22 protein-coding genes are annotated in these 20635 nt (G+C 41.5%); 15 read left to right on the top strand and 7 right to left on the bottom strand.

The features are described 5' to 3' along the window. Window positions 1-117: 117 nt before the first annotated feature. Genes V7161_RS11195 through V7161_RS11180 form a run of 4 tightly spaced genes read right to left on the bottom strand, consistent with a single transcriptional unit; the run spans window position 118 to window position 3363 of the window. Complete coding sequence (locus V7161_RS11195) at window positions 118-861, bottom strand: ABC transporter ATP-binding protein (protein ID WP_335445145.1); 744 nt, start codon at window positions 859-861, stop codon at window positions 118-120. Then, window positions 858-1556, bottom strand: coding sequence for an ABC transporter permease (locus tag V7161_RS11190; RefSeq protein WP_335445144.1), 699 nt, complete (start codon window positions 1554-1556; stop codon window positions 858-860). Before V7161_RS11190 ends, V7161_RS11195 begins: the two co-directional genes overlap by 4 nt. A 23-nt stretch (window positions 1557-1579) precedes the next feature. After that, the gene (locus V7161_RS11185; RefSeq protein ID WP_335445143.1) at window positions 1580-2446 is read right to left on the bottom strand and encodes a substrate-binding domain-containing protein; all 867 of its coding nucleotides are present in this window, start codon (window positions 2444-2446) and stop codon (window positions 1580-1582) included. Beyond that, window positions 2440-3363, bottom strand: a complete 924-nt coding sequence (locus V7161_RS11180) for a helix-turn-helix transcriptional regulator (protein WP_335445141.1) — start codon at window positions 3361-3363, stop codon at window positions 2440-2442. The genes V7161_RS11185 and V7161_RS11180 overlap by 7 nt, the downstream gene beginning before the upstream one ends. 233 nt (window positions 3364-3596) lie before the next feature. Between V7161_RS11180 and V7161_RS11175 the strand changes: the two genes are divergently transcribed. After that, window positions 3597-4259: an FMN-dependent NADH-azoreductase gene (locus V7161_RS11175; protein ID WP_335445140.1), complete on the top strand. Its 663-nt coding sequence runs from the start codon at window positions 3597-3599 to the stop codon at window positions 4257-4259. Between the two features lie 30 nt (window positions 4260-4289). Here V7161_RS11175 and V7161_RS11170 read toward each other — a convergent pair whose 3' ends face one another. Then, on the bottom strand, window positions 4290-5072 hold the full coding sequence (locus tag V7161_RS11170) for an undecaprenyl-diphosphate phosphatase (protein WP_223591984.1): 783 nt from the start codon (window positions 5070-5072) through the stop codon (window positions 4290-4292). Between the two features lie 185 nt (window positions 5073-5257). Here V7161_RS11170 and V7161_RS11165 point away from each other — a divergent pair, with 185 nt between their 5' ends. Both V7161_RS11165 and rodA read left to right on the top strand, forming a co-directional pair. Next, window positions 5258-6022: a DUF4931 domain-containing protein gene (locus V7161_RS11165; protein WP_335445138.1), complete on the top strand. Its 765-nt coding sequence runs from the start codon at window positions 5258-5260 to the stop codon at window positions 6020-6022. A gap of 88 nt (window positions 6023-6110) precedes the next feature. Beyond that, window positions 6111-7286, top strand: a complete 1176-nt coding sequence (gene rodA, locus V7161_RS11160) for a rod shape-determining protein RodA (protein ID WP_335445137.1) — start codon at window positions 6111-6113, stop codon at window positions 7284-7286. Between the two features lie 206 nt (window positions 7287-7492). Here rodA and V7161_RS11155 read toward each other — a convergent pair whose 3' ends face one another. Beyond that, window positions 7493-8476: an ABC transporter substrate-binding protein gene (locus tag V7161_RS11155; RefSeq protein ID WP_335445136.1), complete on the bottom strand. Its 984-nt coding sequence runs from the start codon at window positions 8474-8476 to the stop codon at window positions 7493-7495. A 182-nt stretch (window positions 8477-8658) separates the two neighbouring features. On the opposite strand from V7161_RS11155, the gene V7161_RS11150 reads away from it, so the two are divergent. Genes V7161_RS11150 through V7161_RS11130 form a run of 5 tightly spaced genes read left to right on the top strand, consistent with a single transcriptional unit; the run spans window position 8659 to window position 12522 of the window. Continuing rightward, on the top strand, window positions 8659-9663 hold the full coding sequence (locus tag V7161_RS11150) for a FecCD family ABC transporter permease (RefSeq protein WP_335445135.1): 1005 nt from the start codon (window positions 8659-8661) through the stop codon (window positions 9661-9663). Further along, window positions 9660-10715 carry a FecCD family ABC transporter permease gene (locus V7161_RS11145; protein WP_335445134.1) on the top strand — a complete coding sequence of 352 codons (1056 nt, stop codon included), beginning with the start codon at window positions 9660-9662 and terminating at the stop codon, window positions 10713-10715. Before V7161_RS11150 ends, V7161_RS11145 begins: the two co-directional genes overlap by 4 nt. Window positions 10716-10732: 17 nt before the next feature. Beyond that, window positions 10733-11551, top strand: coding sequence for an ABC transporter ATP-binding protein (locus V7161_RS11140; protein WP_223592261.1), 819 nt, complete (start codon window positions 10733-10735; stop codon window positions 11549-11551). Then, the gene (gene fhuF, locus V7161_RS11135) at window positions 11544-12311 is read left to right on the top strand and encodes a siderophore-iron reductase FhuF (RefSeq protein WP_335445133.1); all 768 of its coding nucleotides are present in this window, start codon (window positions 11544-11546) and stop codon (window positions 12309-12311) included. Before V7161_RS11140 ends, fhuF begins: the two co-directional genes overlap by 8 nt. Next, the gene (locus V7161_RS11130) at window positions 12271-12522 is read left to right on the top strand and encodes a DUF2573 family protein (RefSeq protein WP_335445131.1); all 252 of its coding nucleotides are present in this window, start codon (window positions 12271-12273) and stop codon (window positions 12520-12522) included. The genes fhuF and V7161_RS11130 overlap by 41 nt, the downstream gene beginning before the upstream one ends. A gap of 46 nt (window positions 12523-12568) precedes the next feature. Here the strand turns inward: V7161_RS11130 and V7161_RS11125 are convergent, their stop codons facing one another. Further along, entirely contained in the window at window positions 12569-12700 is a 132-nt protein-coding gene (locus V7161_RS11125) for a YuzL family protein (protein ID WP_223591976.1), read from the bottom strand. A gap of 216 nt (window positions 12701-12916) precedes the next feature. Between V7161_RS11125 and V7161_RS11120 the strand changes: the two genes are divergently transcribed. From V7161_RS11120 to V7161_RS11090, 7 genes are all read left to right on the top strand, one after another. Next, entirely contained in the window at window positions 12917-15304 is a 2388-nt protein-coding gene (locus V7161_RS11120) for a 3-hydroxyacyl-CoA dehydrogenase/enoyl-CoA hydratase family protein (protein ID WP_335445129.1), read from the top strand. Window positions 15305-15513: 209 nt separating this feature from the next. After that, window positions 15514-16689 (top strand): acetyl-CoA C-acetyltransferase, encoded by a 1176-nt coding sequence (locus V7161_RS11115; protein ID WP_335445127.1) that lies wholly within the window; start codon window positions 15514-15516, stop codon window positions 16687-16689. 60 nt (window positions 16690-16749) lie between these two features. Then, window positions 16750-18531, top strand: coding sequence for an acyl-CoA dehydrogenase family protein (locus V7161_RS11110; RefSeq protein ID WP_335445125.1), 1782 nt, complete (start codon window positions 16750-16752; stop codon window positions 18529-18531). A 281-nt stretch (window positions 18532-18812) separates the two neighbouring features. Then, complete coding sequence (locus V7161_RS11105; protein ID WP_335445124.1) at window positions 18813-19172, top strand: arsenate reductase family protein; 360 nt, start codon at window positions 18813-18815, stop codon at window positions 19170-19172. A gap of 77 nt (window positions 19173-19249) precedes the next feature. Beyond that, window positions 19250-19633, top strand: coding sequence for a glycine cleavage system protein GcvH (gcvH, locus tag V7161_RS11100; protein WP_223591971.1), 384 nt, complete (start codon window positions 19250-19252; stop codon window positions 19631-19633). A gap of 235 nt (window positions 19634-19868) precedes the next feature. Beyond that, window positions 19869-20225 carry a toprim domain-containing protein gene (locus tag V7161_RS11095; protein ID WP_335445122.1) on the top strand — a complete coding sequence of 119 codons (357 nt, stop codon included), beginning with the start codon at window positions 19869-19871 and terminating at the stop codon, window positions 20223-20225. A gap of 5 nt (window positions 20226-20230) precedes the next feature. Beyond that, window positions 20231-20539, top strand: a complete 309-nt coding sequence (locus tag V7161_RS11090) for a thioredoxin family protein (RefSeq protein WP_335445121.1) — start codon at window positions 20231-20233, stop codon at window positions 20537-20539. Window positions 20540-20635: the final 96 nt, after the last annotated feature.

Here is a 20635-nt window from a genome sequence, read left to right as displayed (position 1 = left end):
GCGAAGCGCCTGGAGCGCAAATCAACAGACAAGTTTAAAAGCCTATAAAGGGAATGAATGAAAAAAAGGCTATCGAAAGTTTTTCGACAGCCCGAGCAGTCCCAAATGGAACTGCATTTAACGTGCAACTGGATAGAATTTTTTCCACTCATTAAGGAAGGGGGAAGTGGATGAATTGGGAAATTCGAGGACCATGGGGGTTGGTCCAGATTGTTTTACTTCACCATTCACAATAATAGCAAGTCGATTTGTTAAGTAATTGACTTCCATTAGGTCATGGCTGACAAACACTGCTGTCGTTTTTGTTTCACTAATAATCTGCTTGAAATCTTCCATCAGCTTAATTTTGGTAGGGAAGTCCAAGGCAGAAAACGGTTCATCGAGAAAAAGAATTTCCGGCTCGACAATCATCGCTCGTGCTAGATTAACCCGCTGCGCCTCTCCTCCCGATAAATGAAGCGCATTTTTTTTCGCTAAATGACTGATCCCAAAGAGATTCAGGCAATGTTCAACTTTTTCTTTGATTTCGACTTTAGAAATTTTTCGTAGTTTTAAGCCGATTGCGATATTTTGATAGACAGTTCCATCCAATAGTAACGATTGCTGGAGGGCAATCGAGAACCTCCTTCGTAAGTCAAGCGGTGCGTTTCCCTTTGTAATAACTTGCCCGCGGTAGAGGATTTCACCGCTGCTGCTTCGTTCCAGAAAGGATAGCAATTTTAATAGAGTGCTTTTGCCCGCTCCATTTGGTCCCATAATGCCGAGAAATTCCCCAGGATGAATCTGGAAATGAGGAATATCCAGAATCGTTTTATGCTGGGCTGTAAAGGTGATATTTTTCAGCTCAATTAACGGGTTCACGAAAATCGCTTCCTTTGCTGTAAAAAAGTTAACGCTGCAGTAATCAAAAGGGCAGCCGTCAGGAGAATAAAGGAAAGGGCTAGGGCGATATCAAAGTTTCCTTTTGAAACCTCCATCACGATGGAAGTGGTGAGAATCCGAGTGTCCCCTTGGATATTTCCGCCCACCATCATCGCGGCACCCACTTCGGCAATGACACGGCCAAAGCCTGCCATAATGGCCGCCATGATCGCAATCTTTGATTGTTTTAAAAGAATGATCAAGGACTGCACCCTTGTTGCTCCCAGCGCTTTAATTTGCAAAAGCAACTTGTCATCGATTTGCTGAAAGGCGGAGCAGGTCAGGCTCGTTACAATAGGAAGAGAAACCAGAATCTGTGCCATGATAATCGCCGTTGGCGTAAAAAGTAAAGAGAAATCACCAAGAGGGCCTGAACGCCAAAGAAACATCGTAATCCAAAGTCCTGCCACAACAGGAGGCAAGCCCATACCAATATTAATAAATAATAATAGTAATCTACGGCCTTTGAAGCTAGTTAAACCAAGGAATAGACCAAGAGGCAATCCAATGAGCGTACTAATTAAAATGGAAATAAGACAAACTCTTAGAGTCAGCCAGGTAATCGCAAATACCTCTGGATCCCCAGAAAAAATCATCTCTATTGCTTTCTTCAGTCCATCGATTAGCAGTTCCATGGTTGCCTCCTAAACATCCTTCTCTATTCCGTATACTTAATAAATAGGGATTGTCCGTATTCTTTCTTACCAAAGTTCTCGATGACATCTTGAGTTTTCGGATCAATCATAAATTCAACAAATTTCTTCGCATCTTTGCTATTAATCTTATCATGTTTTTCAGGATTTACTTGCATAACGTGATAGATATTCATTAAATCTTTGCCGCCTTCAACAACGATTTGCATGTCACTTAAGTTTTTAGATTGAGCAAGCCAGGTTGCGCGGTCAGTTAAGACATAGCCTTTTTTCTCAGCTGCAACTTGTAAGGTTTGTCCCATTCCTTGTCCAGTCGAAACATACCATTCGCCTGCCGGTTTAATGTTTAGTAGAGTCCAGATGGCTTTTTCTTTTTTATCAGTACCTGAATCGTCTCCGCGAGAAATGAAGATAGATTTAGTTTCAGCTAATTTTTTGAATGCTGCTTGAATGTCGTCTCCGCTGACACCAGCAGGATTTTCCTTTGGTCCAACTAGAACAAAATCATTGTACATAACGCGTTTGTAGTTAATGGCATCGCCGGCATCAACAACCGCTTTTTCAGCAGCAGGAGCATGCACAAGCAGAACATCGGCTTCCCCTTTTGTACCCATTTCAAGTGCCTGACCAGTTCCTACAGCAATCGTTTTCACTTTAACGTTGTTTTCTTTTTCAAACATAGGGATGAGGACGTCTAGTAAGCCGCTGTCTTGCGTACTTGTGGTTGTTGCTAAAATCATTTCGGTTGGTGCTGCCTTAGGTTCAACCTTTTTCGTTTTTGCATCTGCTTCTTTTGTCTGCGTATTTCCACAAGCTGATAAAATCAAAAGCATGAAAGCAAAAAGTGCTGCAAAATAACGTTTTTTTAACATGTAAGTTCCTCCGTTTGATAGATGATTTTTCCTAAATCTTCAATTGAATAGCCTGCCAAATCCGTCAAGCTATTTTTAAAGCTGCTGGACTTCAAATAATGGATTAGGTCCGTCAGGCTTTGTTTATTATCTTCAGTAAAACGAAACACAAGATCAAAATTTTCCTTGGCAACAGGAATGAAGTCAAGTCCTAGGTGGCTAGCGGCCGACTGGATTCCAAAAGTTACATCCGCCATACCTCTCGTTATGTAGGAGGCTGCTGATAAATGGTTCCATTCTTCGGTTGAATAGCCTTTTATGCCAGAGGGATTAATTCCGCAGCTAGAAAGCTTCGAATCCAGCAAAAAGCGAGTGCCTGCCCCTTTTTGGCGATTCACAAACTGAATCTCTTTTCGAGTCAGGTCATAAAAATCATGGATCCCTTTCGGATTGCCCTTCGCAACAATAAACCCTTGCTCTCTAGCAGCCAGTCGTAAAACTAAAATAGATTCATAGACAAATAGCTGATGGATAAATGGCAGATTATATTCTTGTGATGCGGGATCTAATAGATGAATGGCCGCAATATCACATTGTCCCCGATACAGCATCATTAAGCCTTCCAAACTGCCTATGTAGGATGGCTGAATTTGCATACTTAAATCATGTGCGGCCTGCTTGGCAAAATGCTCGACTAGAAAGTCGTGGCTGCCAGAAAGCCTTATGAAATGTGCTTGATTCGATTCTGGGCTGGATTCTTTCCTTGAAGGCGCTTTCGTATTTTCTTTGAACCGCTCAAGCTCAGCGTGCTCTATTCGCATCTTGTTTCCGATTTTAAAGGCTTGGAGCTCGCCTCTTTTAATTAACTCATAAACTGTATGCTTTGAGATTTGAAAGATTTGCGCTACCTCATCAGGAGTATAAGCCTTTAATTCCATTTTTCACCCTCCTTTTTCCAATATTTTATAAAAAGAATAGCATAATAAAAGTGACTTTTGTTAAGTATTGTTAAGTTTCGTTAAGTTTTGTTTAGAATTGTCTGAAATTGTTCAAAAAGTAGATTGAGATTCATATAAAATTCACAAATTTCACTTATTGTTCAATTGTGAGCGATGGAGTTTGTTGTAGTATAGTATTAGAAATTAAAATTGAGGCTGGAGGATGGGAGCGAATGGCAAAGCTTTTATATATTACGGCAAATCCGAAAAATGATATAAAACTTTCAAAGGGTATGCAAATTGGGGAAGTATTTTTAGAAGAATTTAAACAAGCGCAGCCAGATGTGGAGATCGAACGCTGGCATTTATATGAAATGGATATTCCTGTCATCGATATGGATTTATTATATGCCCGGGCGAAATTATCCTTTATGGGCTATACAAAAGATCAGCTATCGGAAGAGGAACGGACGAAAATTGAAAAAATGCACGCGTTAGCTGACCGATTTATTGCTGCTGATTATTATGTGTTTGTGACACCGATTTGGAACTTTGGAGCACCGGCAATTGTCAAAGCGTTTATGGATTGTTTATTTATTGCTGGAAAAACTTTCACTTACACCGAACACGGGGCAAAAGGGCTTCTCACTGGCAGGAAGGCCATCCATATTCAAACCCGCGGCGGCATTTACTCTTCAGGACCGATGGTGGAATTTGAAATGGGGGATCGTTACTTAAAGAAGGTATTCGAATTCCTAGGATTCGAGAGCTTGGATACGGTCATTGCAGAAGGCATGGATCATTTTCCTAAAAAAGTTCCTGAAATTATGGCAAAAGCTAAAGAACAAGCAGCGGCAGCCGCCAGAGAAATGGCTGTACTGCCTGTTAAACAATAAAAAATGCGACTCAGGGAGTCGCATTTTTTATTAGAATTTACCCGTAAATTGGAAAAATAGTACAATTAATCCCAATGCCCAAACATAGATAGCAAATGGCTTTAAGGAATGCTTCTTCAAGTAGCCAATCATCCATCTAACCGCAACATAGCCGAAGAGGGCAGAAGAGATGATCCCAACGAGCAGGGCAGATAATGAGATTTCTTCTCCTGCACCGCCGAGCAGATCCTTCGTTTGCAAGACAATGGCCCCTGCGATGGCTGGTGTTGATAATAAGAAGGAGAAATAGGCGGCCGTTTCACGGTCCAATTTTCGCCACAAAGCTGCAACAATTGTCATTCCCGAGCGCGATATCGCCGGCATAATCGCAACCGCCTGAAATGTTCCGATGATCAATGCATCCTTATAGCTGATGTCGTCCATTTTTTTATGGCCATTTTTCACTGAATCAGCTAGCCATAGGAAAATACCGGTAATTAAAAATTCCCAGCCAATCGTCACACCTGTTTTTGAGATTTCATCAATAAAATCCTTAAAAGCAAGTCCAAAGATAACGGCAGGAATCGTTCCAACAATTAACAAAAACGTTAATTTGCTGAACGGTTTTTTGATGATTTTAATAAATTCATCCTTATAAAAAACAAAGACAGCAAGCAAGGTGCCGACATGAAGCATCGTATCGAGCAATAGACCTGCTTCCTGCAAGCCAAATAAATTTCTTCCTAAATAGAGATGTCCTGTACTGCTGATTGGCAAAAATTCTGTTAACCCCTGGATAATCCCAAGTATCAGCGCTTCTAATTTCGTTAACATACATTCCCTCACATTCTAAAAAACTTGTACTATTAAAAGATATGTCCAACTAGTTATTGAAATTCTCTTCTATTTTAGGATTTATTTGCCAAGAAGGTCAATTAAAAACTCAAACAAAATATGTGCAATTTGTTTGTCTTATCCCATAAAATAGGAATAAAGCCCTTCCGGGAGGAGATACACGTTTGGAAAATAAACATTTGCATTTTAATACTTCAATCGGTGTCAAAAAGCCCGAAAGTATCCGCAACAAAGCGCAGGCCTGCCCTTTTTGTGACAGGGACCAGCTGACCGGCCTGATTGCAGTGGACGGTCCAATCATTCTATTGAAAAATAAATATCCTGTTCTAGAGAATGCCTATCAAACGGTGTTAATTGAAACAGACGATTGCCATGCTGAATTATCAACCTATTCTAAAGAGCATTTACATAGATTGATAAGGTTCGGCATCAAGCATTGGTTAGAGATGGAGGAAACCAGAGAATATCGTTCGGTTATTTTTTTCAAAAATCATGGACCTTTATCTGGCGGCACAATTGCCCATCCACATATGCAAATTATTGGACTGCATGATCTGGATTATAAAGAAAAAGCAAGTCATGAAATGTTTCAGGGGATTGTGATTGATGAAGGGGAGGGTTCTAGGCTGATTCTGTCCACAAAACCCCGCGTCGGTTTCTATGAATTCAATATCGAAATGCCGGATTCGAGTTACCAGGAAAGGTTCTCCGAGTATCTTCAAATTGCGGTTCATTATATTCTCAACCACTTTCCCTTTAAGGCAAGCAGCTACAATGTGTTTTTTCATCATCTTGATGGAAAAGTTTACGCCAAAGTGGTACCGCGTTTTGTGACAACTCCATTATATATCGGGTATGGTCTTCCGCAGGTGCCGAATAATTTAGAGTGGATGGCTGAGGAGTTGAAACGAATTTATTTTTGTAAATAAATCCATTCAATGGTTAGAAGTTGTGATTTAGGCATTAAAAAAATATAATGGAGAAATGTACAAGTTTTAATAAGGTGGAGACTTACGCATGACTTCCAATAAAAACACAACTTCAAAACTTGATTATAATCTTGTTTTTATTCTTTTATTATTGTTTTTGGCAAGCTGTATTTCGATTTATAGTGCCCAAAAGAGTGGACAATACAAAGAGAATTTTTTAATTAAGCAAATGGTATGGTACGCTGTCGGCGGCGGGATCATTGCATCGGTAATGACGCTGGATTCCGACCAACTGCGAAAGCTGACATGGTATGCCTATGGATTTGGACTATTTCTTCTGGGCTTTTTAATTGTCGCACCTCCAAGCATTGCTCCTGTGATTAATGGAGCGAAGAGCTGGTTTATCGTTCCAGCCATGGGTTCTTTACAGCCCTCTGAGTTTGTTAAAATATTTATTATCTTGACACTTTCACGCGTTATTGATGATCACCATCAAAAAAACCAAGGGAACAAAACGATTCAAACTGATTTTTGGCTGTTAATAAAGCTTGGCATTGTGACAATGGTGCCATTGATGTTAGTGATGCAACAGCCAGACTTAGGAACTTCACTTGTGTTTATTGCAATATTAGTAGGAATGATTTTTATCTCAGGCATCACCTGGAAGCTGCTTGTACCGATTTTTTCATCTGGTACAGTACTAGCTTCAACGATTTTGTATTTTGTTGTCTGGAAACCAGACATTTTGGAAAAATATCTTGGCGTAAAGCAGTACCAATTTGGCCGGATATATTCCTGGCTCGACCCTTACAATTTTCAAAGCTCTGCCGGGTATCAGCTGACGAAATCCCTGCTCGCAATTGGCTCAGGCCAAACAGGCGGGAAAGGCTACGGTAATCGTGAAGTTTACCTGCCGGAAAGTCATACAGACTTTATCTTCAGCGTGGTTGGCGAGGAATTTGGCTTTATCGGCTCGAGTGTGTTAATTAGTTTGTTTTTCCTTTTGATTTACCATATTACGAAGGTAGGCATGGAAACAAAGAATAATTTTTATACGTATATTTGTGTCGGGGTCATCAGCATGATTACCTTCCACGTTTTCCAAAATATCGGCATGACGATTGGAGTTCTGCCCATCACCGGTATCCCGCTTCCTTTCATCAGCTACGGGGGCAGTGCCTTAATGGGGAACATGCTCGGGCTCGGCTTAATTTTCTCGATACGTTACCATTATAAAAAATATATGTTTTCGACAACGGCATAACGTTGATCGATTGGGCGACCTCGGTCGCTCTTTTTTTGTTGCTTGAAAAGGGGTTTGGCGGAATTAATTCGGAAGTTCACGGAATAAATGCCAAGTCCGGCGGAATTCCAGCTCTACTCAGCTGAGAAATATAGCAAAAAAGAGCGAGGCCATGGCAAGCCCCGCTCTTTTCATATGGGAAGGTTTTTTACTAACAAATTTAACTTTTATTTATTCAATATCTTTTCAAGATCATCCAACATAAGATTTGCTGCAAGGACGCCCCCAGCGGTATTCCAGATCGCGTCACTTACTTCGTGGACATTCCCGTTTTTAACAGCGTTTAAATTTTTCCAAAGCGGATCGTTCGTCCATTCTTTTGCGGTATCCAATGCTTTTTGATCACCGTTAGGCGCATAGGTGAAGTAGAATAGCTGATCCGCATCCATTTTAGGAGTCACTTCTTTGCCAACCTCAACCGCAAGCTTACCAAGCTTATTTTCTGGAGTGAATAGGGCTTCCTGCTGGGCTGCACGCTTAAAGCCTAATTGATCAAAAATCACCCCGGAAAATGAATCAGTGTAATATATGCGGGATTTTCCAGCCATAAAGCGGACTACAGAAATTTGTTGATTTACTTTATCGCCAAGTTTTTCTTTTACCTCGGCAACATGCTTATCATAATCACTTAGAACTTGGTTTCCTTTTTCCTCAAGGTTTAATGCCTTAGAGTACAGCTTAAAGTTTTCCTTCCAATCGCCTCTAAGCGTTTCAGAAAAAACAGTTGGTGCAATTGCACTAAGCTGGTCATATACCTTTTCAAGACGAAGCTTGTTGCCGATGATTAAATCAGGCTTTAAAGTAGCAATTTTTTCAATATTGACCTCACTCTCAGTCCCAACAACCTCTACGCCATCCATATCTTTTTTAATATGGTCGTACCACGGATCTCCGAGCCAGGATTGCACCGCACCAACTGGTTTTACACCTAGTGCCAACAAGGCTTCAGTTCCTTCATTTGTTAAGATAACCACTCTTTTTGGAGTGCCTTTAATCGTTGTCGAGCCCATTGCATGCTCAACCGTATATGGTTTTTCCTCTGCTTTTTTCGGTTCTGACTTCTTGCCGGTCGTTTTTTCGGTCGAGCTGCCGCAAGCGGCTAATAAGAAAATAGCCAAGACAGAAAAAAGAGTAAGTATCGTTTTTTTCATCTTAATATGTAGCCTCCTTAGCTAAATGTGAATGATAATCATTTTCAACTACATTCTTATCATAAAATGAGCTCCAACCATCTGTCAACAATTTTATTGAAAATCGTTCTCATTTTAATTGACAATCATTTTCAATTAGGGATAAACTAAAATTAATAACCTAATAGAAAGGTTTATCCGAAATGCTGTTAAAAAGTACTTTTTCAAAATGGATTGGATTATTGTTCGTCATCTTGCTGATGCTTGGATTCATCTGTGCCAGCATCGTATATGGCTATACCGATACAAGCTGGCGTACCGCGATTGACGCCTTTACCCATAACAATGGGTCCAATGAACATATTATTATTCAGACTGTCAGACTACCACGTGCATTAATCGCATCTGCTGTCGGAGCAAGCCTTGCGATTGCGGGCGTCCTCATGCAAACATTAACGAAAAATCCGTTGGCGTCGCCTGGAATCTTTGGCATTAATGCCGGAGCCGGTTTAGCTGTGGTTGTAGCCATGACCTTATTTTCCGTTAACAGTCTGACAGCTTTCAGCGGTCTAGCTTTTTTGGGAGCTGCTATAGCTGCCATAAGTGTTTATGCGATAGGCTCCTTTGGCAGTGAAGGATTAACACCGATGAAGCTGACCTTGGCAGGTGCAGCGATATCAGCTATGTTCTCCTCGTTTACACAAGGCCTTCTAGTTCTGGATGAAGCCATGCTTGATCAGGTGCTGTTTTGGCTGGCTGGCTCAGTCTCAGGCCGAAAATGGGAAACACTGGCTTCCGTGCTGCCATACATTGGAATTGGCTGGCTTGGCTCGCTATTTATTGCGGGAAAAATGAATATCCTCGCGATGGGGGAAGATGTCGCGAAGGGACTCGGATTAAATACCGGCTTTGTAAAAATAGCAATCGGTATCTTGGTAATTTTATTAGCGGGCGGGTCTGTTGCTGTGGCAGGACCGATTGGCTTTGTCGGGATTGTGGTTCCCCATATTACCAGAGCGATTATCGGCATTGACCATCGCTGGGTGGTCCCATTTGCCGGGATGTTAGGCGCAATTTTATTGCTAGCAGCAGATATTGCTGCACGATATATTTTAATGCCGTCCGAAGTTCCAGTCGGAGTCATGACGGCCATTATTGGAACTCCATTCTTCATTTACATTGCTAGAAAGGGGTTCAATGCACGATGAGTAAATATAAAAACTTCCGCTTTTATAAAAATCGAATCTCATTTTTACTGGATCGGAAAGCAATCATCATTTTTCTTGTTCTTTTCATCATTACAGCTGCTGTTTTTATCATCAGCACCGGTGCTGGGGAAATGAAAATTAACCCGCTTACCGTTGTAAAGGTTTTATTCGGTGCAGGACCAGAAATGGAAACACTCGTTATACAATCCTTTCGCCTGCCGAGGATTATTATTGCGCTAATGGTCGGCATCTCATTAGCGGTAGCCGGAGGCATTTTACAAGGAATGATCCGCAATCCGCTCGCTTCCCCGGATGTGCTCGGGATTACTGGCGGAGCAGCATTTGCCGTTGTAAGTTTCCTCGCATTTTTTAGCGATAAAAATCATTCTCTTACCGTCAGCATTGCCTGGCTGCCCTTAGCTGCCTTTATTGGAGCTGGCGTTGTTGCTTTTTTGGTTTATTTGCTAGCTTGGAAAAATGGGGTTTCCCCTATCAGACTAGTATTGATTGGAATTGGAATCTCCACGTTAACACAAGCGTTAACGACCTTAACGATGGTAATGGGGCCGATTTATCAGGCAAGCCAGGCAAACATTTGGATTACTGGAACTGTATACGGATCCAATTGGAAAAACGTTGCTACACTAGTACCTTGGACTGTTGTCTTCCTGATCGTAGCCTTTGCAGCCGCAAGAACGATCAATCTCCAAGAGCTGGGGGACGAGGTGGCAACCAGTTTGGGCGGCAAGGTCCAAAAACAGCGATTTTTACTCTTGATGATCAGTACTGCCTTAATTGGAAGTTCGGTGGCTTTTGCTGGCGGCATCGGTTTTGTTGGTCTGATGGCGCCCCATATGGCAAGAAGATTAGTTGGTTCCTCCTTTGGGGCGCTGCTTCCAACCTCGGCACTGCTAGGAGGAATCCTGGTTATGATTGCTGATTTAATCGGGCGGACCATGTTTTCCCCATTAGAGGTGCCGGCTGGAGTTTTCACCGCCGGAATAGGCGCACCCTATTTTATCTACTTACTATTTAAAACTAGAAATGCCTAAAGGAGCTGTCAGAGATGATGAATGCGATTGAAACGAAAGAATTATCACTTTCATATGGGGAGACGCTGATTATTAATGAGTTGAATCTGCAAATTCCAAAGGGTGAGATAACCGTTTTTATCGGAGCAAACGGCTGCGGGAAATCAACGCTGCTTCGTTCGATCGCCCGGCTGCTGAAGCCAAAGTCAGGATCAGTTTTGTTGGAAGGGAAGGCGATTGCCAAGCTTTCCACAAAAGACATTGCGAAAAAAATGGCCATTTTGCCACAGTCACCTACAGCCCCTGAAGGCTTAACAGTCCTCCAGCTCGTCAAGCAGGGACGTTATCCGCATCAAACCTGGTTAAAGCAATGGTCCGAAGAAGATGAGAAAAAAGTGAACGATGCCCTGAAGGCGACGAGGCTTGAGCATCTTAAAGAAAGACCGGTTGACTCTCTTTCCGGCGGGCAAAGGCAACGTGCTTGGATCGCCATGACTTTGGCACAGGATACTGACATTATTTTATTGGATGAGCCAACGACCTACTTAGATATGACCCATCAAATCGAAATACTTGATTTGCTGTTTGAATTAAACGAAATGAAGAACCGGACCGTCGTTATGGTCCTGCACGATCTCAACCTCGCTTGCCGTTATGCCCATAACATTGTGGCAATTAAAGATCAAAAAGTTTACGCTCAAGGAAAACCAGAGAAAGTCATCAATTGCAGTCTTGTAAAAAATGTTTTTGATATGGATTGTGAGGTAACAACAGATCCCTTATTCGGGACACCTCTTTGCATTCCTTATGGGAAGGGAAGATGCATCCTAGAGAAGGCGGTAGCGATCAATGGCTAAACTTCTGACAGAGTCCGGTCTCCAAAAATATAGATTGGCAGCTAATTTGAAAAATTCATTTCATGTCGCCGATTTATTGAATGATAAATTTTTAAAGCTATTCATTGCTAAGTTAGCCGATTCTATCGGTGCACCGAATGATAAGGCAGCAGCCTCCATTTTTATTAAAAGATATGCCTTTGTTGCAGTCATCTCCCTTTATGCGATGTCAGTCTGGAATAAAAAAATCAATGTCTCAATAAGTAATATAGAAATGGAGTCGCCTGAAAAGGGAAAGGATTGGCTTCCTTCCTTTTTATTAAAGGATGAAAGGGAACAGGATTGGAATGGGAAGGCCCGCACGGATTGGCGAAGGGACATGATAAAGGAGCTATTTGCTAAAAATATTTTCCCTATCATCGATAAATTAGAAAAAACTTTTGGGATTTCTAGGTTAATCTTGTGGGAAAATATTGCTGTTTACATATTCTGGCTTTACGAATCAGAGCTAAAGGATAGTGAAAATAGCAGCGTACAAAGCGATTTCCGTTATTTACTTTTTGAAGCAGAGGGCTCTCTGTTTGGACGCTATAATGGAAATCCTTTGCAAAAATACTACACCGAAAAGATCGAAGATGTAAGAATGAGGAAAACCTGTTGTTTCTCTTATCAATTATCTGCTGGTAAACGCTGCAAAACATGTCCATGTACGAATATCACCAAAGATGGAAGGTGTCAGGATGGAGAAAGTATTTGTTCAACAATTCGAAGCCTTGCTTGAGAAGTATAGTGAATTATTAGTAGGGGAAACGGCAGAAGAAACGAAAGAAAAGGTGAAGGCTTGGGCGCTGTACACTCACATCGCCAAATCGATGCCGACTTTAGCCAAGCACTGGAATGAATTATATCCAGAAGCGAAGGAAGAAATGAAGCAAATTATTAATGAGATTAAACAAATGAATGAAGAGCACCGGAATTCTTCGAAGAAATAAAAAACAGGCTGAGTAAATCAGCCTGTTTTTTGTCCAGCTCTTCTAATTACCGTTTATATTGGTTATTCTGGCTGTTGGTTTTGTTGAAGCCTGGATCCTCATTGCCTGGTCCGCTATTGCCTTTTACGCTGGCCGCACTGACACCTGCTTTGGAAGGATTTTTCTTCATTTTTGCCATGGAAATCACCTCAAAAATAGATTTCCCCGCTATGAAAAATTTATCAAAAGCCAAGAAAAAATTTATTTTTCAAAAAAAATTAAATTTTCCACACTTATGGATTGCACAAATTTTCAAAATCTTTTATATTAAATAATAACAGAACTCATTCAAATGTGAAATTTTTTTAACAAAAAAATGAATGAGTATTCATTCAAAATGATGAAGGGGGAGACAATGTTGAACCAACTTATTAAAAAAGCAGCCGTCTTAGGATCTGGAGTAATGGGATCAGGAATTGCGGCACATCTTGCAAACATCGGTATACCAACCCTATTATTGGATATTGTCCCGCGTGAGCTTACGAAAGAAGAAGAAGCAAAGGGATTAACTTTAGCTGACCAGCAGGTACGTAATCGTATCGCTGCTGCAAATATTCAAAAATTATTGAAGCAAAAACCTGCACCGCTGACTGCTAAAAAGAATCTAGCTCTTATTGAAGCAGGTAACCTTGAAGACGATTTAGTCAAATTGAAAGACGTTGACTGGGTAATCGAAGTAGTTGTTGAAAACTTAAATGTGAAAAAACAAGTTTTTGAGCAAGTTGACAAATTCCGTAAACCTGGCAGTATCGTAAGCTCAAACACTTCCGGTATTTCAGTGGAAGCGATGGTTGAAGGACGTTCCGACGATTTTAAGAAACACTTCCTTGGAACACACTTCTTTAACCCGCCGCGTTATCTAAAATTATTAGAAATTATCCCAACTCAATACACGGACCCAGAAGTCCTCTCTTTCATGAAAACATTTGGTGAGGATGTTTTAGGGAAAGGTGTAGTTGTGGCCAAAGATACGCCTAACTTTATCGGCAACCGCATCGGTACGTACGGCCTCCTTATTACAGTTAGAGAAATGTTAAATGGCGGCTATAGTGTCGGAGAAATCGATTCTATCACTGGACCATTAATTGGACGTGCGAAAAGTGCTACCTTCCGCACCCTTGATGTAGTCGGATTAGACACCTTCTATCATGTAGCAAACAATGTCTACGATAGTGTTCAGGGGGAAGAAAAGGAAGTTTTTGAAGTACCTGCTTTTATGAAAGCAATGGTTGAAAAAGGCTGGCTTGGAAGCAAATCCGGACAAGGATTCTTTTTGAAAAAAGGAAAAGAAATCTTAGAATTGGATCCAAATACACTGGAGTACGGTCCACGCAAAAAGCTTTCTACACCTTCAGTAGAGCTTGCAAAGCAGGAAAAAGGCACAGGGAATAAATTGAAAGCGCTTGTTTACGCCAATGATCGTGCTGGCCAATTTTTATGGAATACAACAAAACATTCATTAATATACTCAGCACAGCTCCTAGGAGAAATCGCCGATGATATCGTAGCCATCGACCGTGCGATGAAATGGGGCTTCGGCTGGGAAAAGGGTCCTTTTGAAAACTGGGATGCCATCGGTGTCGAAAAATCTGTTCAAAAGATGAAAGAAGAAGGCATTGAAGTTCCAGCATGGGTTACCGAAATGCTTGAAAATGGTCATACCTCATTCTATAAGGAAGAAAACGGCGAGCTTTACTTCTATCATAAAGGTGAATACCAGCCAGTGGAGTTCAATCCAAAGGTGATCGACCTTAAAAAAATTAAAAAACAAAAAGGGGTAATTAAAAAGAATGGCGGTGCAAGCTTGATTGATATCGGTGACGGAGTTGCTTTATTAGAATTCCACTCACCAAATAACGCGATCGGACTTGATATCGTACAAATGATTAACTTCGCAATCGATGAAGTGGAGAAAAATTATAAGGGTCTTGTCATCGGGAACCAAGGAAAGAACTTCTGTGTCGGCGCCAACTTGGCAATGATGCTGATGGAAGCCCAGGATGACAATATTCCAGAGCTGGATATGGTCGTGCGACATCTTCATAACGCACTTTTAAAAGTAAAATACAGCTCTAAACCGGTGGTTGCGGCACCATTTGGCATGACGCTTGGCGGCGGAGCAGAGGTTTGCCTGCCTGCAGCCCACATTCAAGCATCATCTGAAACGTATATGGGACTTGTTGAGGTTGGGGTAGGCTTGCTTCCTGGCGGAGGCGGTAACAAGGAGCTTTATATTAAGCACTTAGAAAGCCTGCCAAATGGCGTACAATTCGACCTGCAAAACGTGGCCAATAAAGTATTCGAAAGCATCGCGACCGCGAAAGTATCTACTTCCGCAGAAGAAGCACGCGAGAATAATTTCTTAAACTTTGCGGATGGAATCAGTGTTAATGGTGACCATTTGCTATATGATGCAAAACAAGCCGTACTGGCATTATATGAAAAAGGCTATAAGCCAAGAGTACACCGCAAGGTTTCAGTCGTCGGTGAAACCGGTTATGCGACACTTCTGCTTGGTGCTGAAGCCATGCGTTTATCCGGCTTTATTTCCGAGCATGATCTGAAAATTGCCAAGAAGATTGCTTATGTTATTGCCGGAGGCAAAGTGCCATTCGGTACAGAAGTCGATGAGCAATATCTATTAGATTTAGAAAGAGAAGCTTTCTTAAGCTTAATCAGAGAACCAAAAACACAACAGCGCATGCAGCATATGCTTGTGAAGGGAAAACCATTACGCAACTAGAAAAGCGGAAGCGCCTTGACCAGGGAAAAAAGCAGTTCATTTTTTCCTAGGGGCGACAAGCATAAGACGAGCCGGCGAGAAGGTTGGTTTTTAACCTTCTTGACGGATTGGCTGTAGACCTGCGAGCCCATAGGCGCTGAAGCTAGACAGTTATCGAAGTTAAAGTCGAAAAATAAATTGAAAGATTGAGAGAAAGAGAGGGAACATTCATGAGAGAAGCGGTAATCGTTGCCGGAGCAAGGACACCAGTCGGCAAGTCGAAGAAAGGAACGCTTGCCCAAGTTCGTCCTGATGATTTGGGAGCGTTAGTTGTAAAAGAAACCTTAAAGCGTGCCGGAAATTATGAAGGCAATATAGATGATTTAATCATTGGCTGTGCGATGCCTGAAGCAGAGCAAGGAAATAACATGGCCCGGAATATCGGGGCTTTGGCAGGACTTCCTTACACAGTTCCTGCTATTACAGTCAATCGTTTCTGTTCTTCAGGATTACAGGCGATTGCCTATGCAGCACAGGGAATCATGCTTGGCCATACTGATACAGCCATCGCTGGCGGTGCGGAATCGATGAGTATGATTCCAATGATGGGTCATGTTGTCCGGCCAAATATCAAACTAGCGGAAACAGCTCCACAGTACTATATGGGAATGGGTCATACGGCTGAACAGGTAGCACAAAAGTATGGAATTACACGCGAGGATCAAGACGCCTTTGCGGTTAGAAGTCATCAGCGTGCAGCCAAAGCCCTTGCTGAAGGAAAATTCGTTGATGAAATCGTACCGGTGGATGTTACTATTCGCACCGTGGGAAAAGACAATAAGCTGGTTGAAAAAACAATCCAATTTTCACAAGACGAAGGTGTTCGTCCAGATACAAATTTACAAACACTTGCTAAGCTGCGCCCGGCCTTCTCTGTTACAGGTTCTGTTACAGCTGGCAATGCCTCACAAACAAGTGACGGGGCAGCGGCTGTTATGGTAATGGACCGTGAAAAAGCAGAAGCGCTTGGTCTTAAGCCATTAGCAAAATTCCGTTCGTTCGCTGTCGGCGGTGTTCCGCCGGAAATTATGGGTGTCGGACCTGTAGTAGCGATCCCTAAAGCCCTAAAGTTAGCAGGTTTAGAGATATCGGATATTAATCTATTCGAATTGAACGAAGCCTTTGCTTCGCAATCTCTTCAAGTAATCCGTGAGCTTGGACTTGATGAAGAAAAAGTTAACGTGAATGGCGGGGCAATTGCCCTTGGACATCCGCTAGGCTGTACAGGTGCGAAGTTAACATTGAGCCTTATTCATGAGTTAAAGCGCCGCAACGAACAATTTGGTGTTGTAACCATGTGTATCGGCGGCGGAATGGGTGCTGCCGGAGTATTTGAATTATTGTAATCCGGTCATGGGGGTTTCCCGATTGCTGCCCCCTCTAAAAATTAATTAGGAGGAATATTTATGACTGAAACTAAAAAAATTGTAAAAGGCGGAAGCTTTTTAATTGAAGATCTTTCATATGAGGATATTTTTACACCGGAAGATTTTACAGAAGAGCATTTAATGATTGGGCAGACTGCTGCAGACTTTGTTGAAAAAGAAGTGGCGCCGCAAATCGAGCATTTAGAAAACCATGAATTTGATCGTACAGTTAAGTTATTAAAGAAAATGGGCGATCTTGGCCTTTTAGCGGTAGACGTTCCAGAGGAGTTTGAAGGCTTAGGTTTAGATAAAATTACTTCATCGGTTATTACCGAAAAAATGTCAGGCGCTGGCGGCTTCTCCCTTTCTTATGGTGCGCACGTGGGAATTGGTTCCCTGCCAATCGTGTTATTCGGTAATGATGAGCAAAAGAAAAAATATTTACCAGCCCTTGCTTCTGGTGAAAAAATTGCAGCCTATGCATTGACGGAGCCTGGATCAGGGTCTGACGCATTAGGCGCGAGAACAACGGCTAAATTAAATGCTGCCGGCACTCACTATATTCTGAACGGTGAAAAGCAATGGATCACCAATGCTGGTTTTGCAGATGTTTTCGTTGTTTATGCAAAAATTAACGGTGAACATTTCACGGCCTTCATCGTAGAACGGGATTTCCCTGGCGTTTCAACAGGCGCTGAAGAAAAGAAAATGGGTATTAAGGCTTCTTCCACTCGTACCCTAATTTTAGAAGATGTAGCGGTTCCTGTAGAAAATTTACTAGGAGAATATGGAAAAGGTCATGTTATTGCGTTTAACATTTTAAACATTGGCCGTTACAAGTTAGCTGTCGGCGGCGTCGGCGGTTCCAAAAAGGCATTTGAAATGACTGTTAAGTATGCAAATGGCCGTAAGCAATTTAAAACTCCAATTGCCCAATTTAATTTAACAAAAGAAAAGTTTGGTACTATGGCTTCTAAAATTTATGCGGCTGAAAGCTCCGTTTACCGTACAATCGGTTTGTATGAAAACAACCAAGGCCAGCTTTCGACGGAAGAAGCAAAGGACATTAAAAAGGTTGCTGGCTCTATCGCTGAATACGCAATTGAGTGTTCTGTAAATAAATTCTTTGCGAGTGAAGTGCTTTCTTACGTGGTAGATGAAGGCGTACAAATTCACGGCGGATACGGCTTCATGCAGGAATATCCGATTGAAAGAGCCTACCGTGACGCCCGTATTAACCGTATCTTTGAAGGAACAAACGAAATCAACCGCTTATTGGTGCCGGGCACCTTCTTGAAAAAGGCCTTTAAAGGCGAGCTTCCATTATTCCAAAAAGCAATGGCGCTTCAAGAGGAATTAATGATGTTAATGCCGGAAGAGCCAGGCGATGAGCCGCTTGCACAGGAAAAATATCTAGTGAAAAACGCAAAGAAAATTGGCCTATTAGCAGCAGGCTTAGCTGCGCAAAAATTCGGCAAAGCGCTTGAAACAGAGCAAGAAATCCTCTCTAATATTGCGGATATCGCTTCACAAGTTTACGCTATGGAATCAGTTGTTTTACGTACTGAAAAAGCGATTGCAAAAGACGGCTTAGAAAAGAATAAGCAGAAGCTTTTATACACTCAAATCTTCTGTCAAGAAGCCTTTAATGAAATCGAACAGCATGCGAAAGAGACCCTTGTAGCGATTGAGCAGGGGGATACACTTCGCATGATGCTTACTTCCCTTCGCAAGTTTACTCGCCACACGCCAATCAACGTGATTGCAAAAAAACGCGAAGCGGCAGATGTAGTAATTGAAGCAGAACGTTATGTAGTGTAATTTTATAGTGCGGCTTCCCTCTTTTCCTGAGGGGAGCTTTTTATTTTACTTTGTTTATGAACATCGCTCATATTAGAATTCTGTTGATTGAAGCGGAAGGCCGAAGTGCCTGGAGCACAAACCACCAGCCAAGTTTAACACAGCATTTTATTTAAATATTTTTTTAAAAAGCAGGAAATTCTACAAACGGTGTCGAAATTTATCTTTTGGAAGTGCCATCTATTAGGATTTTGAAGTTGTCTATGATAAAATGCATTTGACTAAAGAGGGTGGTGAAACGGTTGGCATTAACATTTTACTGGTATCCGAAATGCGGAACATGTCGAAATGCAAAGAAGTGGCTGGATGCCCATCAGCTTTCGTATGAAGAAGTACATATTGTGGAAAATCCCCCATCACGGGAATTGTTGCAAGAGTTCTATCAAAAAAGCGGCTTGGAATTAAAGAAATTTTTTAATACTAGCGGCCAAAAATACCGGGAATTAGGTATAAAAGACCGAATGAAGTCAGCAACAGACGATGACCTATTAGATTTATTGGCTTCCGACGGCATGTTAATCAAACGTCCTATTTTAACAGACGGAGAACATGTGACCGTTGGCTTTAAGGAAGAAGAGTTTGAGAAAATGTGGCTGAAGTAACCTAGCCATCATGTAAAAGTGGTAATCGATTTATTTCGATGATAGATTTTAGAATAATTCAATGGAGGGATTTTGAAATGAGTACACCAAAAGAATTACGTTATTCTGAAGAACATGAATGGGTAAAAGTTGAAGGAGAAAAAGTCCGCGTCGGGATCACTGACTTTGCGCAGCACGAGTTAGGAGATATCGTTTTCGTAGAGCTTCCTGAAGTGGGCGACGAAGTAACAGCTGACGAACCATTCGGCAGCGTGGAATCAGTTAAAACTGTTTCTGAACTTTACGCACCAGTCAGCGGTAAAGTTGTTGAAGTAAACGAAGATTTAAGTGACAGCCCTGAGTTTGTGAACGAATCACCATATGAAAAAGCATGGATGATCGTAATTGAATTATCCGACAGCAGTGAAATCGACAAGCTTATGACGGCTGAACAATACGAAGAAATGACTAAAGAAGACTAATTCTTATCTTGAAAGCACCTCATGCAGGTGCTTTTCTTACATTTTCCACTTTTTCTACTACTAAATTTGGGCAGGCTATAATAAAATGTGAAAAAGGCGGAAAAGCATCCATGAGCAAAAACCTATTTTTGAGATGACAATAATGCTATAGTTAACGTACCTAAGAAGCAGGCACACATTGTGAAAAATTTGGAATATGTTATCATAAAACAACTTCTTTTACAGGTGATGGATAATGAATGATACGTATGTTGACAAAGTTCTTATTGTCGAAGGAAAATCGGATAAAAATAAGGTTAAAGGTATCTTAAAGGAACCCGTTGAAATCATTTGTACAAATGGAACCATCAGTTTGACAAAATTAGATGAATTGATTGAATTTCTTGAAGACAAGGATGTCTATATCCTTGTGGATGCCGATGAAGCCGGCGAGAAGCTTCGTAAGCAGTTTAAACGGGAATTTCCTCATGCGGAACATTTATATATTGACCGGATGTATCGTGAAGTAGCCACTGCGCCTGTGCATCACCTAGCTACGGTTTTATTAGGAGCGAACATTGACGTTCATACTGAGTATTTAGAAATGAGTTAACTGAAATGAATGAGTGGAATCGAAATGATTTAACCAACTTCCTCGAAACAAAAGTAACCGGGCTGGTCTATTTTTATACGCCAATGTGCGGCACCTGCCAGCTGGCCTCTAAAATGCTGTTGGTAGTTGAGGAACTGGTCGAGATAGAAATGGGAAAAATGAATTTAAATTTTTATCCTGATTTAGCGGTGGATTTTGCCGTTGAAAGTGTCCCTTGTTTGCTAATCGTGCAAAACGGAGTAGTCATGGAGACACTGTATGCTTTTCATTCGGTACCGTTTTTGTTGGATAAAATAAGGCAATATATAAGCTGAAACAGATGCTTTTTGTGGGCATCTGTTTTTTTCTTTGCTTATAACAATTCATAAAACCCGCTAGTTACAAAAAAGGATAGTCACGGTCGATAAGAA

It is taken from the genome of Neobacillus drentensis, assembly GCF_036965425.1.
GTDB classification, from domain to species: Bacteria; Bacillota; Bacilli; order Bacillales; family Cytobacillaceae; genus Neobacillus; species Neobacillus drentensis_F.
This window is presented reverse-complemented; position numbering and strand designations above follow the sequence as displayed.

Bases quoted from the DNA above. Each gene is read 5' to 3' on its own strand.
- V7161_RS11190 (WP_335445144.1), bottom strand. From the start codon at position 1,556: ATGGAACTGCTAATCGATGGACTGAAGAAAGCAATAGAGATGATTTTT.
- V7161_RS11185 (WP_335445143.1), bottom strand. From the start codon at position 2,446: ATGTTAAAAAAACGTTATTTTGCAGCACTTTTTGCTTTCATGCTTTTG.
- V7161_RS11180 (WP_335445141.1), bottom strand. From the start codon at position 3,363: ATGGAATTAAAGGCTTATACTCCTGATGAGGTAGCGCAAATCTTTCAA.
- V7161_RS11175 (WP_335445140.1), top strand. From the start codon at position 3,597: ATGGCAAAGCTTTTATATATTACGGCAAATCCGAAAAATGATATAAAA.
- V7161_RS11170 (WP_223591984.1), bottom strand. From the start codon at position 5,072: ATGTTAACGAAATTAGAAGCGCTGATACTTGGGATTATCCAGGGGTTA.
- rodA (WP_335445137.1), top strand. From the start codon at position 6,111: ATGACTTCCAATAAAAACACAACTTCAAAACTTGATTATAATCTTGTT.
- V7161_RS11155 (WP_335445136.1), bottom strand. From the start codon at position 8,476: ATGAAAAAAACGATACTTACTCTTTTTTCTGTCTTGGCTATTTTCTTA.
- V7161_RS11150 (WP_335445135.1), top strand. From the start codon at position 8,659: ATGCTGTTAAAAAGTACTTTTTCAAAATGGATTGGATTATTGTTCGTC.
- V7161_RS11145 (WP_335445134.1), top strand. From the start codon at position 9,660: ATGAGTAAATATAAAAACTTCCGCTTTTATAAAAATCGAATCTCATTT.
- V7161_RS11140 (WP_223592261.1), top strand. From the start codon at position 10,733: ATGAATGCGATTGAAACGAAAGAATTATCACTTTCATATGGGGAGACG.
- fhuF (WP_335445133.1), top strand. From the start codon at position 11,544: ATGGCTAAACTTCTGACAGAGTCCGGTCTCCAAAAATATAGATTGGCA.
- V7161_RS11130 (WP_335445131.1), top strand. From the start codon at position 12,271: ATGGAGAAAGTATTTGTTCAACAATTCGAAGCCTTGCTTGAGAAGTAT.
- V7161_RS11125 (WP_223591976.1), bottom strand. From the start codon at position 12,700: ATGGCAAAAATGAAGAAAAATCCTTCCAAAGCAGGTGTCAGTGCGGCC.
- V7161_RS11120 (WP_335445129.1), top strand. From the start codon at position 12,917: ATGTTGAACCAACTTATTAAAAAAGCAGCCGTCTTAGGATCTGGAGTA.
- V7161_RS11115 (WP_335445127.1), top strand. From the start codon at position 15,514: ATGAGAGAAGCGGTAATCGTTGCCGGAGCAAGGACACCAGTCGGCAAG.
- V7161_RS11110 (WP_335445125.1), top strand. From the start codon at position 16,750: ATGACTGAAACTAAAAAAATTGTAAAAGGCGGAAGCTTTTTAATTGAA.
- gcvH (WP_223591971.1), top strand. From the start codon at position 19,250: ATGAGTACACCAAAAGAATTACGTTATTCTGAAGAACATGAATGGGTA.
- V7161_RS11095 (WP_335445122.1), top strand. From the start codon at position 19,869: ATGAATGATACGTATGTTGACAAAGTTCTTATTGTCGAAGGAAAATCG.
- V7161_RS11090 (WP_335445121.1), top strand. From the start codon at position 20,231: ATGAATGAGTGGAATCGAAATGATTTAACCAACTTCCTCGAAACAAAA.